We start from the raw sequence: 12922 nt of genomic DNA on the forward strand, positions 1-12922 counted from the left end.
AACAGATGGAGGTCGGGAAAACCCATGAAACGTAATCTCATTCGTGCAACCACCGTCGGTGCAGCTCTCGGAGTCGCGGGACTCATCACACCTGCCGTGGCAAATGCCGCGCCGGTGGACGAAAACAATTGCGCAAAGGTCTCGACGCCGGGTAACCCAGCCGGCTGGGGAAATGATTTCGCCGATGAGAAAGGCCAGGCCGGAAAGCATTCCGAGGTCGACGTCAACGACGATGACGGATCACTGCAGTTCGTGACCACCGACGCCACGCCGCGACAGGCTTCCTACCACGCGGCCGGTCGGGTGCCGCTCGCTGACGTGGCGAAGAAACCGTTGACATTCCACAAGTCCGAAGGCCAGGCGAACTGGCAGATCCGCGTGACCGGCGCAGAGACCGGATCCGGCGACGGATTCGCGACCCTGGTGTGGTCCGCCCCGGACGGCAAGACCAAGGCCGACGCCACCGAGTCCGACCAGTGGTGGGCGACGCGTGACCTCCCCGGTATCCCGATGGCCCAGACCGCAACCCTGGATGAGCTCGTCGCCGCTGCCGGCGACAAGACCGTCGTCGACCACTACGGCATCTCGAGCCAACCCACGAACAAGGCCGGGACCGTGAACGTCGACAACGTCACGTTCAACGGTTGCACCACGAACTTCACGGCCACGGATGTCGGAGGTGGCTTCGGCTCGCTGGAGAATCTCTTCCCGTGATGCGCTGAGCCGAGCTCATCCACCGGTGTCCCTTCGTTTGCCGAGCTCGTCGAAACCGCCGCAGGCCCCGCGACCGTTTCGGTCGCGGGGCCTGCGGTGTTTCCAGTGATCAGCAGGCGTCCTCCACTCACCACTGGTCGAATCCGACGTTGGCTTGCGGGAAGCCGGTGTCGGCGGTGGGGCCGAAGATGCCGATGCGGTACAACGCGTTCACGTCGAGGTGGTTGTTGAACGGTGCGACGGCCGTGATGGTTTCGGAGGCACCGGGGTAGAGGACCTGCTTCGGTGCGTTGACCCACTGCCCGCCGTCGGCGTTGCCGCCGATCAGGTACTCGGGCTTGTCGGTGTGGTTGGTGATCGTCATCGCGACCGTCGGCTCTCCCGGGCGGGTGATCGGCATGGTGCCGGCGTGGGCCGCTCCGGAGGCGCCGAGCGCGATGCCGGCGGCTGCGGCGAGTCCGAGGGTTCCGGCTGCGATGCGGGACGCGATCTTCATGGTGTTCTCCGAGTCTCTGGTGAGGGTTTCTGTGTGGTTGTTCCGGGCTGTCCCGGTGACACCAATGACTTTCCTCGGAAAACACCCCGCCCGGATTCCGCCGACCGGGTGATCCACCGGTGGATTGCCGCATCCACCGATCGGTGGACACGGACCCTCAGACCTCGCGCGCGGGCACCTCGACCACGACGGCGGTCCCGCCGCTGGGCCGGTTCTGCAGGGAGAACACTCCGCCAACCCCCTCGATACGTACCCGCCGCGACGCCAGGCCGATGTGGCCGGCCGCCTGCCGGCGGCGCATCAGTTCCTCGATCGCGACCTCGTCGGGGAGTCCGACACCGTCGTCGACGACCACCAGCCGTGCGACCCCGTCGTCGAACTCGGCCGTGACCTCCGCGGTGTCGGCGTCCGCATGCTTGACCACATTCGTGAGGAGCTCGCGCGCCGCGGCGAACAGCAGCGAGTCGGCGGTGGTGCGCAGCTCGCTGGGCCAGGCGGCGGTGTCCACGGAGATCGACGGCGCGCCGGCGCGGCCGCCGTACGACGACGCCAGATCGGTCAGGGCGACGGCGAGTCCGGCCTGTTCGAGGACCGCTGGGTGCAGTTCGCTCAGCGTCGAGCGGAGCAAGCGAGCCGAGTCGCGCAGGGCGCCGTCGACCCGGTCCAGGGTCACGGAATCGGCCGAACCCCGCAGTGTCGCAAGCTCCTGCCGCGCGGCGAGCACATACTGGAGTGCGCCGTCGTGGAGGTTGTCGGCGAGGTCGCGCCGTTCGCGCTCCTCGATCTCCATCGTCGCGTCGAGGAGCCGGGCGCGTTCGGCGGCAAGCGATCCGATGGTCGTCACCCGTGATCGTTGCAGCTGGGACAACAGGACCGCCCCGACCGCGAGAGCCGCGACGACGAGGATGCGCAACACGATGATCGACCACGGTTCGCTGTTCGAGTTCCGGGCGAGGATGTTGGCGACCGCATAGACCACCACGGTCGCCGTCACCACCATCGCGCAGAGGCGCGGCTGCAGTGAGATGGCCGCGATCATCGGGACCAGCGCGAAGCCGGCGATCAACGCGTCGGTGGTCCAGCTGACCTCGTTGGACATGCCGGCGATGACGGCCAGGATCGTCAGCAGGAGGAGGTCGATCGGCAGCGCGATCCACGAGTAGCGGACCATCCACGACTCGCGGCTTCGGGCCACGACGGCCCCGGCGACGCACCATGCCGCATAGAGAACGGCGGTGACGACGCTGAACACGGCCGCATGGTCGGGCGGATCCAGGCAGACCGTCAGGAGCACGAAGAGTGCCAGGAACAGTCGCAGGAGCACCTGGATGCGGATTCCCCGGACCGCGTGGTCGACGAGGATGAGGTGGATGCGCGGCTCGTCGGCGAACTCGCCGAACCCGAGATAGACGGTCAGTCCGGCGATCTCGATGTCGGAGTTCCGCATCACCCGTCGGCTACTCGAGAAGGCCACGACGCATCGCCTCGGCCACCGCGGCGGCACGGTCGGACACCCCGAGCTTCTCGTAGAGACGCTGGGTATGGGTCTTCACCGTCGCGGCCCCGATGTACAACTCGGCGGCCAACTGCGGAATCGATTGTCCGCGTGCGAAACCGGCGAGTACCTGGCGTTCTCGTTCGCTGAGTGCCGGCGCCTCACGCTGTGTCTGGGCCCGGATCTCGCCGGCGAGACCGGCTGCGAGCGCCGGGGGCACCACCGTCTCGCCCTTCGCGACCCGGGTCACCGCACCGACGATCTCGTCGCGGTCGGCATCCTTCGACAGATAGCCGGCGGCGCCTTCCTGTAGCGCCCGGAACACGATGGGGCCGTCGGTGACCGCCGACAGCAACAGCACGCGTGTCGGCAGTTTGTCGCGGCTGACCGCATGCGCCAGTTCCACACCCGTCATGCCGGGCATCTGGTGGTCGACGACGGCGACGTCGGGATTCTCGCGCCGGATGAGTTCGAGGCCGGTGACGCCGTCTGCCGCCTCGCCGACCACCCGCACCCGGCCGCTCTGCGTGAGACCTCGCGACACCCCGTCCCGGAAGAACGGGTGATCGTCGACGACGACCGCGGTCACGAGGGTTTCCATCGCCCCAGAATACGGTGCATACAACGCGTTTCACCCGTTTACGCGGGTTTCCGGGCCCTACTCGGCGTGCTGCTCCTCGACGAACTCGAACAGGCGGAACTCCGAGCCCGGGTCGGTACGTGAGGCGGTGGTCGGCGTCCGGTTGCCCGCGTCGGCGTGGATCCGGGCGACGATCTCGGGGAGATCACCGTCGAGCGTGTAGGCCGCCATGTACCGGTGGCTGGCCTCGGGATCGGCCGACTTGTATCGCACCGCGCTCGTGACACCCTCCGTCGCAAGAATTTCCGGAAGGTGATGCGTGGTGTACCACTCGTTGAACTCGTCCTCGACGGAGTCGTCGCGCGGATGAGTGAAGGCGATGTAGAGGCCTCGTGCCATTGTCATTCCTCTTTCTCGGATCGGGCCGGATCAGGCGGGCGGGAGTTCGACCGGGGGGAACAGGCCCGCGCGGGACAGCTGGCCCGGCACCGTCGTCCCGAGCATCTCGCCGAGCCGGCGAGCGCCGGAGAGGAGCACGGCGGGGTCGACGCCGGTGGCGCATCCGCTGCGGTCGAGGAGATACCAGAGGTCCTCGGTGGCGATGTTGCCCGTCGCGGCCGGAGCGAACGGGCAACCGCCGATGCCGCCTAGACTCGCGTCGAGAGCCGACGCCCCGAGCTGCAACGCGGTGAGGGCGTTGGCGTAGCCGGTGTTCCGTGTGTTGTGGAAGTGCCATCGCAGCGGTATCCCGGGAGCCTCCCGGCGGGCGGCGTCGGCGAGTGCAACGACCTGCGCCGGCACCCCGACACCGATCGTGTCGGCGAGGGCGATCTCGTCGGGCTGCGCATCGCTGCACCGTCGGATGAGGTCGGCAACCCGTTCGGTGGGGACCTCACCTTCGAACGGGCAGCCGAAGGCGGCGGCGATGGTCACGGTGGTCTTCAGACCGGCATCCGATGCTCGCTTCGCGAGCCGATTCCACAGGTCGACGCCCTCGTCGGTGCTGGTTCCCTGGTTGCGCCGGCTGAAGGTGTCGGAGGCGACGACCACGATGTTGACCTCGTCGAGACCGGCTGCGATGGCGCGATCAAGTCCGCGCTCGTTGAGAACCAATCCGATCCAGGAGACCTCGCCGCGCGGCAGGGCGGCGGAGACCGCCTCGGCGTCGGCCATCTGCGGGACCCGCTTGGGGTGGACGAAACTCGTCGCCTCGATTCGACGGAGACCCGACGCCACCAGATGATCGATGAGTTCGAGTTTGGTCTCGGTCGGCAGGAGCGTCGCCTCGTTCTGCAGGCCGTCGCGGGGCGACACCTCCACGATGGTGACCGACTCGGGGACGGCCGATGAGGGGGTTACGGAGGACGGGGTGTGGGGCATGACTGTGTCCGACTGCTCGAACGCCGTGTTGTTTGGCATGCCCGGATGTTCCCCCAGCCACAGAATGTATGCAAGTGGACCGGCGTCATATGTCCATTACGTAAGAAGGTCCAGTAATCCACGAGATTTCGGTTGTAGGAGGACTGCTGTCGGGCTACGATGTATGCAATCTAGGAGGTAAGAGTGTCTCAGGTATCACAGCGCGCCACGGATCTCCTCCGCGCGAAGATCCTCGAAGGTCGATGGGGACCGGGTGATCGGCTCGCCGAGGTCGAACTGGCCGAGATCCTCGAGGTCAGTCGTACGCCGGTGCGGGAAGCACTGTCGCGGCTGGCCGTCGAGGGCCTGGTCGAGATGTCCCCGAACAAGGGTGCTCGCGTGGCCACCTGGTCGGCGGCAAGGCTGAACGAGATCTTCGATCTCCGTCTCCTCCTCGAACCGGTGGCTACGGGCAAGGCGGTGGGCCGGCTCGACGACGCCGAGATCGACGAACTCGAGGAGCTCGCCGTCCGTATGTACGAGCACGGTCGTCCCGGTGGTGACCGTGACTTCAGCGAAATCGCCCGCCTCAACCGGAAGTTCCACGCGACGCTGATCGAGAAGGCGGAGAGCCTTCAGCTCGAGGCGACTCTGACGTCGGTCCGGCACATCTCGCTGGCGACTCGGAACTACCAACACTTCACCGAAGACAGCTTGTCTCGCAGCCTTTCTCACCATTTCGAGATCGTCGCCGCGGTCCGCGCCGGAAACTCGGACTGGGTCGAGGCGGTCATGCGCTGTCACCTCCACAACGCACGGACCGCGATGCTCGGCGCGATGAGCAACCCGACCATCGGCGCGGACAACACGCGCGACGGAATCGGCGCGATCCTCGCCTGATCGTCCCGCGATCCCAGCACCCGAACCACTTCCGAACCCCACGACTTCGACAGAGCACATACCGCTTGATCCGCGGGCCCGGTGACGGCCCGCGACCTCGCCTGCATACAACGACGCCTGCGTAGCTCCCTGCGCGAGGCGGCGATGACGCACGCACCCATCCGGCCCGGTCGCCTCGGGCTCCCAACGAACAGAAAGTACGAGATGAGCAACGAAACCGTCGAAATCGCCCCCGAGCACGACCAGGTCGGTCCGCTGTCCGATCTGCGCGTCGTGGAGATGGGCCAGCTGCTGGCCGGGCCGTTCTGCGGCCAGCTGCTCGCCGATTTCGGTGCCGAGGTCATCAAGCTGGAGGACCCGGGCAAGGGGGATCCGATGCGTCAGTGGGGCCGCAAAAGCGCTCAGGGGCAGTCACTCTGGTGGCCGGTCGTCGGTCGCAACAAGAAGTCGGTGACCTGCAACCTGCGGACTCCGGAGGGCCAGCAGATCGCCCGGGACCTGATCGCGACCGCCGACATCCTCATCGAGAACTTCCGTCCGGGCACGCTGGAGCGGTGGGGTCTGAGCTACGAGGAGCTGAGCGCACTCAACCCGAAGCTGATCATGGTGCGGGTCACCGGATACGGTCAGACGGGACCGTATGCGCCTCGCGCAGGCTACGGTTCGATCGGCGAGGCGATGGGCGGATTGCGTTACATCACCGGCGATCCCGACAGCCTCCCGAGCCGGACCGGCATCTCGATCGGTGACTCGCTCGCTGCCGTCTTCGCGACCATCGGTGCACTGACCGCTCTGCACGGCGTGCGCCGGACCGGCCGTGGTCAGATTGTCGACTCGGCCATCTACGAGGCAGTGCTGTCCCTGATGGAATCGACCGTGCCGGAGTACCAGCTGACCGGTTACCAGCGTGAGCGCACCGGTTCGATCTTGCCCAACGTCGCGCCCAGCAACGTCTATCCCACCGCCGACGACAGCAGCATCCTGATCGCGGCGAACCAGGACACGGTGTTCCGCCGTCTCGCCGAGGCGATGGGGGAGCCCGAACTCGCCGACGATCCGCGTTACCACAACCACGCCGAACGCGGGGCGAACCAGCTCGAACTCGACGACCGAATCGCCGACTGGACCCGCCGCCAACAGTCCGAGGATCTCCTGGCCCTGCTCGAGGAGAAAGGTGTTCCGGCCGGTCGGATCTACCAGGCCAAGGACATGCTCGCCGATCCGCACTTCGCCGCACGTGAGGGCATCGTCACGTTGCAGCACAAGGTCTTCGGCGACTTCCCGGTCCAGAACGTGGCCCCGAAGCTGTCGTCGACGCCGGGCACGATCCGCTGGCTGGGACCGGAACTCGGCGAGCACACCGCCGAGGTCCTCGGCGACGCCCTCTCCCGGACCCCTTCCGACATCGACGAACTCCGGACGTCGGGCGTCATCTGACAATCCGGGACAGACGTAACGCGGACGCAACCACGGACCGGCAGTTGTATGCAATGCTAAGAATCTGCGCCGTTCCCGGACCTGTCTGCGGACGAAAGTATGCAATAGAGCGCTCGAAAGGAACGACCAATGTCTGCATGGAAGCAGAGCACCGCCGCCGAGCTGAGCCCCGAGTCGCTCGCGGCCCTGATCCGCAACGAGAACCTGATCCACATCGACATCAAGAAACTCGGCCGCATCCCCGAAGGCGGCGGCCACCGCAAACTCGGGCGCACGATCGGCAACCGGCACAACAAGAAACACCGCCCGGGGTACGCGTATCTGCACCACGCCGTCGATGACCATTCCCGGCTGGCATACTCCGAGATCCTCACCGACGAACGCAAAGAGACCGCCGCGCAGTTCTGGGACCGCGCCAACGCCTTCTTCAGCCAACATGGGATCACTGTGAGACGAGTGATGACCGACAACGGCGCCTGTTACCGCTCAAAGGTTTTCGCAGAATCCCTCGGCGCCGAGATCAAGCACAAGAAGACCCGTCCCTACCGTCCGCAAACCAACGGCAAGGTCGAACGATTCAACCGCACCCTGGCCTCGGAATGGGCCTACGCCGAGTTCTACACCTCAGAGACCGCCCGCGCAGCCACCTACGACGACTGGCTACACCACTACAATCACCACCGAGCCCACACCGGCATCGGCGGACTCACCCCGATCGAACGCTTACACGTTCACAACCTGCCCGGGTCTTACAACTGATATGTAGAGAAGTTTGTCAAGGGGGCTGGTGCACGAGTAGGTGACATCTGATCTGGCTTGCCCTGCCGGGCGGCCTGGAAGGATGCCAGCTGTGCCCAAGCCCTATCCCCAGGAGTTCCGCGACGACGTTGTCCGCGTCGCCCAGAACCGTGAAGACGGTGTGACTCTCGAACAGATCGCTGCCGACTTCGGTATCCACCCGATGACCCTGAACAAGTGGATCCGCAAGGCCGACGTGGAGGCCGGGATCAAGCCCGGCACCACGTCGGCCGAATCGCGTGAGCTGCGCGAGGCCAAGCGGCGTGTGCGCCTGCTTGAACAGGAGAACGAGGTCTTACGCCGGGCGGCGGCGTACCTGTCCCAAGCGAATCTGCCGGGAAAAGGTGGTACCCGCTCGTGAGTGAGCTGGCCGCTGACGGCATCCCCGTCACGGTGGCGTGTCGGGTACTCAAGATCGCTCGCCAGCCCTACTACCGGTGGCGCAAGAACCCGATCACCGACGCCGAGCTCGCCGAGGCGTACCGGGCCAACGCCCTGTTCGACGCCCACCGCGAAGACCCGGAGTTCGGCTACCGCTACCTCGCCGACGAGGCCGAAGCCGCAGGCGAGAAGATGTGCCGGCGGACGGCGTGGCGGATCTGCTCCGCCGGCGGCTGGACCAGCACCATCAGCAAGAGAGGCCGCGGCAAGCACCGCAAGGCCGGCCCGCCTGTACACGACGATCTCGTCAAGAGAGACTTCACCGCGCCCGGCCCCAACGAGCTGTGGCTGACCGACATCACCGAGCACTGGACGGCCGAGGGCAAGCTGTACCTGTGCGCGATCAAGGACGTCTACTCGGGCCGGATCGTCGGGTACTCGATCGACTCGAGAATGAAGTCCCGCCTGGCCGTGGCCGCCCTGAACAGCGCTGTCGCCAGGCGAGGGGACGTGGCCGGCTGCGTTCTGCACAGCGATAGAGGGTCTCAATTTCGTTCGAAGAAGATGCAGAAGGCCATCACCCGGCACGGCATGCTCGGGTCGATGGGCAGGGTCGGTGCGTGTGGTGACAACGCGGCGATGGAGAGCTTCTTCTCGCTGCTACAGAACAACGTCCTCGACCGTCGATCCTGGGCCACCAGAGACGAGCTCCGGGCCGCCATCGTGCACTGGATCGAACGGACCTACCACCGCCGCAGACGACAGGACCGCCTCGGCAGATTGACCCCCATTGAATTCGAGACCATCATCAACCACGAGGCCCCTCAGGCCGCGTGACTAACCCTGTCACCTATCCGTGCACCAGGCCCAAGTTCGCAGGGCGAGGTACCGCCGGGAAGCTATCCCGGCGGTACCTCTGTGCTTCATGAGCGATCTGTGTGGTGAGCGTGTCGTATCACGACGCGCGGTCAGACTGATATTCGCGGATTGGGTACCGCAGGAAGGGGTTTCGGCTGGATCGCGACCGCGTGTCTAGGGTCGAGCGTCAACCCATGACCGGGTTTGCTCATAGTTGTATCGCGGGTCGATCCACGCGCTGTCACCACCGATCGGCTCATAAAGCAGGCCAATTGCTGTCAGCAGTCCATCACGGCCAACGACCAGCACCAGCCGGCCAACTCACGCGCGATGGCGACGTTGGCAATGACGGGGCGTTTCCGGCGGTCAAGGAAGTTCACCCACCGCTGATGGAGGCGACGGTTACCTTCATCGCCACGCACCCGAGCCGCTGCGGGAGCCTGTTCCCAGCGTTCCCGCATCACCGCACCGACGTGATAGCGCGCCCGATGGTGCCAGGCTGCTTCGACGAGCAATCGGCGGGCATGGGTGTTGCCGGTCTTGGTGATCGCCCCCTGCACCCGCGACATTCCTGAAGAATATTCGCTGGGAACCAACCCGACGAATGAGCCAATGCTGTTGCCGGTGAACCGATCCCAATCACCGATCTCCGCGGTCAACGCGAACGCGGTCAGCGTGCTCACTCCACGCAGGCACGACATCCGCCGCACGATCGGGGTGAACTCACTATCACCGGCCATCGCTACGATCGCCACGTCCAAACGGTCACGTCGAGCTTTCATCGTCAATACGTGTTCGTAATCGGCATCGAAGGCCACCCGTGTGGCCGCCCCGGTCAACGCCGACGCTGCGACTGTTCGCAACCACCGGTCATGCGCGCCGGTCCAGGCCGTCCCACCGTCATAGACCAGGCCGTGACGCAGCAACAGCTTCGATAACCGATGACGTGCCCGCATCAAATCACCCCGACAGTCCTCGCGGGCCCTGACCAGATCACGCGCGGCTTCCTGGGCGACAGTCGGGATGCACACCGAAGTGGTCTCGCCAAGCCGCAGCAACCTCGCCAGGTGAATCGAGTCGCGCACATCGGTCTTGACCCGGTCACCGACCGGACGCTGCAGCTTGCTCGGCGCAACCACCTCGCAGCGGATCCCTGCCGCGGTCAGGTCCCGGTACAGCCCGAAGCCGGTCGGACCGGCTTCATAGGCCACCGCGACAGGGCCTGGCAACGTCGCCAGCCATGATCTGACGTGCTCAAACGACGGCGTCAGCCGCGCCTGATGAAGCTCACTTGTTTGGCCGTCAAGAGCAGCCGCGACGATCGATCGTGCGTGCACATCGAGTCCTACACTCGTACGCTCTGTAAACACCGGGGCCTCCCACAAATGTCGGATAGGCCGGGCAGGCGCCTCCTGCTCGGTAACCCACGAGTCTTTGTGCGTGAGGCTCCGGCCCGCAACCCCCCAACACACCATCGGGGAGTCACCCATACCGTCTAGCGCCATCGGCACCGAGATCTCGGCTGCCTTCGCGCGCGCCGCCGCGATCACGGCCTCGGCGTCGTCCAGCGTGAGGACGGTTCGTTGACTGGCCATGGCTACTCCTCTGTCTGCTTGCCCCACCGGGTGTTCGGCCGGCTCCGGGCGCAGCCTGGTCTTCGTGGTCGGGCTGCCTGCTCAGTATGACCGGCCGCGGCCTCCTGCGCAGTGGACATGTATACAACTGTCCAACTTCCTTTAATGCTGCTAAACAGCGTTTTGGAGCACTCCGCCGCCGGATCCGGGACCAATCGGTTGGTAAATACCCTGTTAACCGGCGCGATCCGGGCTACTCTTGGCCTGTGGTCCTGCCATATGGTTTGACGCGAAGCAGTGATCTGCCACGACCCCCATGTACACAAAAGACCCCACGAACCCCGGATTGTGTGCAGTTTTCCCCCGAAGGAGATTCATGGTTGACGTTCTTGGTTACCGCAACGTCTTTGGCGTCCTCGCCCCCTCGACGAACACGGTCGTCGAGCCGGACTACTACCGGATGACGGTGCCCGGCGTGACGCCTCACGTCGGCCGCATCCACATCCGCGACCAAACGCTGAGCAGCAACGAGGATTTCGAAGGTCTTCTCGAACAGATCCGCGCCGAGATCAACGCCGCGTGCGAGCGAGTGCTGACCTGCGACCCCGACTACCTCGTGATGGGCATGTCGGCCGAGACCTTCTGGGGCGGTGTGGAAGGCAATCGCCAGTTCACCGAACAGCTCGAGAGCTTCTCCGGCCTCAAGCTCGCCACCGGGGCCGACGCCGTGCGACGCGGACTCGACCTCTTCGGCGCCAAGCGTCTCGGCGTGGTCACCCCCTACCAGCCGATCGCCGACGAGAACGTGCGCCTCTTCCTCTCCGAGGCCGGCTATGACGTGGTCAACCTCAAGGGGCTGCGTTGCCCCTCCGCGGTGGACATCGCCCGGGTCAGCGAAGACGAGCTGCGAAAGGCGATCCTGGAGGTCGACGGACCCGACGTCGACGCCATCGTCCAGGTGGGCACCAACCTGTCCATGGTCGGCCTCGCCGACGAAGCCGAGCGTTGGCTGGGCAAGCCCGTCATCGCCATCAATGCAGCCACCTGGTGGCACGCGCTGCGGTCCAACGGTGTCACCGACCAGATCCACGGATTCGGCACCCTCCTGCGCGAGCACTGAGCCGACCGCCACCGAACCTTTTCTCTGCACAACACTTTTCGAGGAGAACCGATGAAGAAGACAGCATCCTGGATGCTCACGACGGTCGCCGCGGGCGCCCTGCTCGCAGGTTGTACCAGCGCAACGGCCGACAACGGGTCGAGCGCTTCCGGTGAGAAGGTCAGCAACGCCTGCACCCAGGCCGCCGGCACCATCGTCGACAAGGCCCGCGAGGCCACCCCGCTGATCGTGCCGGAGGTCCCGCTCGATCTCGCTGCCGCCAAGGGCAAGAACATCTGGATGATCATGGTTGTCACCAACCAATTCACCTCCGCTGCCGCCGAGGGCTTCAACGAGGCCGCGGCCGCCGCCGGCGTCAAGGCCACCGTGTACGACGGCCAGGGACAGACGAACAAGTTCAACGAGGGCATGGCGCAGGCCATCGCACAGAAGGCCGACGCGATCGTCCTGCTCGGCATCGAGCCGGCCATGTTGTCCGGTTCGCTCAACGACGCTGCGCGCGCGGGCATCCCGGTCATCAACGCCCTGTCGGGTGACGCATCGGCCCCGCTGGCCAACGGTGTCTTCGCGAACGTGAGCGCCGACTACACCGCCGACGGCGCGTCCCTCGCCGCATGGACGCTGGTCGATTCCAACTGCTCGGCGTCGACGTTCTTCGCGCAGCCGACCGCGATCGAGATCTACCAGAACATGGCCAACGGCGCCGAGAAGGTCTACCGCGAGAACTGCCCGGACGACTGCTCGCTGGACATCCAGGAGATCGACCTGGCCAACGCCGCCACCGACCTTCCGCAGAAGGTCGAGACGGCGATGAAGCGCAACCCGGACACGACCTACGTGATGACGAACTGGGACTCGGGCGTCACCTTCGTCGAGCCGACCGTCGCCATGACCAACCCCGATGCCAAGATCCTCGGCCGGGACGGCATCGCCACCAGCCTCGACTCGATCCGCTCGGGCAAGGGCCAGGACGTCACCATGGCGGCTCCGCCGGAGGCGTGGCTCGGTTGGGTGATGGTCGACAACGCGATTCGCTCGGTCACCGGCGCCCAGCCCTCGGGCATCGTCATCCCCACCCGACTGGTCGACGAGACCAACGTCGGCGACTCGAACGCGGACGTGAACCCCAACTACAAGGACTTCCAGAACGCCTTCAAAGAGGCCTGGTCCAAGAACTGATCGGCACGCGGGCTGACCATGCCCGCGGCTC

Annotated in this window: 12 protein-coding genes and 1 pseudogene; 7 read left to right on the forward strand and 6 right to left on the reverse strand. The window is 65.7% G+C overall.

Annotated elements, in window-relative coordinates; translation table 11 throughout:
* Window positions 1-24 precede the first annotated feature (24 nt).
* Window positions 25-714, forward strand: a complete 690-nt coding sequence (locus PWF70_RS00840) for a hypothetical protein (RefSeq protein WP_035755740.1) — start codon at window positions 25-27, stop codon at window positions 712-714.
* 127 nt (window positions 715-841) lie between these two features.
* Here the strand turns inward: PWF70_RS00840 and PWF70_RS00845 are convergent, their stop codons facing one another.
* The 5 genes from PWF70_RS00845 to PWF70_RS00865 form a co-directional block, all read right to left on the reverse strand.
* The gene (locus PWF70_RS00845) at window positions 842-1210 is read right to left on the reverse strand and encodes a hypothetical protein (protein ID WP_081724876.1); all 369 of its coding nucleotides are present in this window, start codon (window positions 1208-1210) and stop codon (window positions 842-844) included.
* A 157-nt stretch (window positions 1211-1367) separates the two neighbouring features.
* The gene (locus tag PWF70_RS00850; RefSeq protein WP_035755778.1) at window positions 1368-2657 is read right to left on the reverse strand and encodes a sensor histidine kinase; all 1290 of its coding nucleotides are present in this window, start codon (window positions 2655-2657) and stop codon (window positions 1368-1370) included.
* A 10-nt stretch (window positions 2658-2667) separates the two neighbouring features.
* Window positions 2668-3306 carry a response regulator gene (locus tag PWF70_RS00855; RefSeq protein ID WP_005200768.1) on the reverse strand — a complete coding sequence of 213 codons (639 nt, stop codon included), beginning with the start codon at window positions 3304-3306 and terminating at the stop codon, window positions 2668-2670.
* A 57-nt stretch (window positions 3307-3363) separates the two neighbouring features.
* Window positions 3364-3684: a DUF4286 family protein gene (locus PWF70_RS00860; RefSeq protein ID WP_005200770.1), complete on the reverse strand. Its 321-nt coding sequence runs from the start codon at window positions 3682-3684 to the stop codon at window positions 3364-3366.
* A gap of 30 nt (window positions 3685-3714) precedes the next feature.
* Window positions 3715-4665, reverse strand: coding sequence for a hydroxymethylglutaryl-CoA lyase (locus PWF70_RS00865; RefSeq protein ID WP_051406026.1), 951 nt, complete (start codon window positions 4663-4665; stop codon window positions 3715-3717).
* Window positions 4666-4848: 183 nt separating this feature from the next.
* Here PWF70_RS00865 and PWF70_RS00870 point away from each other — a divergent pair, with 183 nt between their 5' ends.
* From PWF70_RS00870 to PWF70_RS00885, 4 genes and pseudogenes are all read left to right on the forward strand, one after another.
* Entirely contained in the window at window positions 4849-5544 is a 696-nt protein-coding gene (locus tag PWF70_RS00870) for a GntR family transcriptional regulator (protein WP_035755737.1), read from the forward strand.
* Window positions 5545-5748: 204 nt separating this feature from the next.
* The gene (locus PWF70_RS00875; protein ID WP_035755735.1) at window positions 5749-6981 is read left to right on the forward strand and encodes a CaiB/BaiF CoA transferase family protein; all 1233 of its coding nucleotides are present in this window, start codon (window positions 5749-5751) and stop codon (window positions 6979-6981) included.
* Between the two features lie 201 nt (window positions 6982-7182).
* Window positions 7183-7740, forward strand: a pseudogene (locus PWF70_RS00880) (integrase core domain-containing protein); the annotation flags it as partial.
* Window positions 7741-7831: 91 nt separating this feature from the next.
* Window positions 7832-8997, forward strand: a protein-coding gene (locus PWF70_RS00885) for an IS3 family transposase (protein WP_085948641.1) whose coding sequence is annotated in 2 segments (ribosomal slippage) — window positions 7832-8116 and window positions 8119-8997 — 1164 coding nt in all. Because the reading frame shifts where the segments join, the coding sequence is not laid out codon by codon here.
* 299 nt (window positions 8998-9296) lie between these two features.
* Here the strand turns inward: PWF70_RS00885 and PWF70_RS00890 are convergent.
* A complete protein-coding gene (locus tag PWF70_RS00890) occupies window positions 9297-10388 on the reverse strand; it encodes an IS110 family RNA-guided transposase (protein WP_286352994.1) in 1092 nt (363 codons plus the stop codon).
* Between the two features lie 580 nt (window positions 10389-10968).
* Between PWF70_RS00890 and PWF70_RS00895 the strand changes: the two genes are divergently transcribed.
* The gene (locus PWF70_RS00895) at window positions 10969-11712 is read left to right on the forward strand and encodes a maleate cis-trans isomerase family protein (protein ID WP_279939999.1); all 744 of its coding nucleotides are present in this window, start codon (window positions 10969-10971) and stop codon (window positions 11710-11712) included.
* Between the two features lie 51 nt (window positions 11713-11763).
* Complete coding sequence (locus PWF70_RS00900) at window positions 11764-12891, forward strand: substrate-binding domain-containing protein (RefSeq protein ID WP_279957419.1); 1128 nt, start codon at window positions 11764-11766, stop codon at window positions 12889-12891.
* Window positions 12892-12922: the final 31 nt, after the last annotated feature.

It is taken from the genome of Gordonia sp. Swx-4 (assembly GCF_030316175.1).
Classification (GTDB): domain Bacteria; phylum Actinomycetota; class Actinomycetes; order Mycobacteriales; family Mycobacteriaceae; genus Gordonia; species Gordonia alkanivorans.

What these genes read in the sequence shown, in the direction of transcription:
- PWF70_RS00865 (WP_051406026.1), bottom strand. Translation starts at nt 4,665, where the DNA reads ATGCCCCACACCCCGTCCTCCGTAACCCCCTCATCGGCCGTCCCCGAG.
- PWF70_RS00900 (WP_279957419.1), top strand. Translation starts at nt 11,764, where the DNA reads ATGAAGAAGACAGCATCCTGGATGCTCACGACGGTCGCCGCGGGCGCC.
- PWF70_RS00840 (WP_035755740.1), top strand. Translation starts at nt 25, where the DNA reads ATGAAACGTAATCTCATTCGTGCAACCACCGTCGGTGCAGCTCTCGGA.
- PWF70_RS00875 (WP_035755735.1), top strand. Translation starts at nt 5,749, where the DNA reads ATGAGCAACGAAACCGTCGAAATCGCCCCCGAGCACGACCAGGTCGGT.
- PWF70_RS00860 (WP_005200770.1), bottom strand. Translation starts at nt 3,684, where the DNA reads ATGGCACGAGGCCTCTACATCGCCTTCACTCATCCGCGCGACGACTCC.
- PWF70_RS00895 (WP_279939999.1), top strand. Translation starts at nt 10,969, where the DNA reads ATGGTTGACGTTCTTGGTTACCGCAACGTCTTTGGCGTCCTCGCCCCC.
- PWF70_RS00850 (WP_035755778.1), bottom strand. Translation starts at nt 2,657, where the DNA reads ATGCGGAACTCCGACATCGAGATCGCCGGACTGACCGTCTATCTCGGG.
- PWF70_RS00855 (WP_005200768.1), bottom strand. Translation starts at nt 3,306, where the DNA reads ATGGAAACCCTCGTGACCGCGGTCGTCGTCGACGATCACCCGTTCTTC.
- PWF70_RS00845 (WP_081724876.1), bottom strand. Translation starts at nt 1,210, where the DNA reads ATGAAGATCGCGTCCCGCATCGCAGCCGGAACCCTCGGACTCGCCGCA.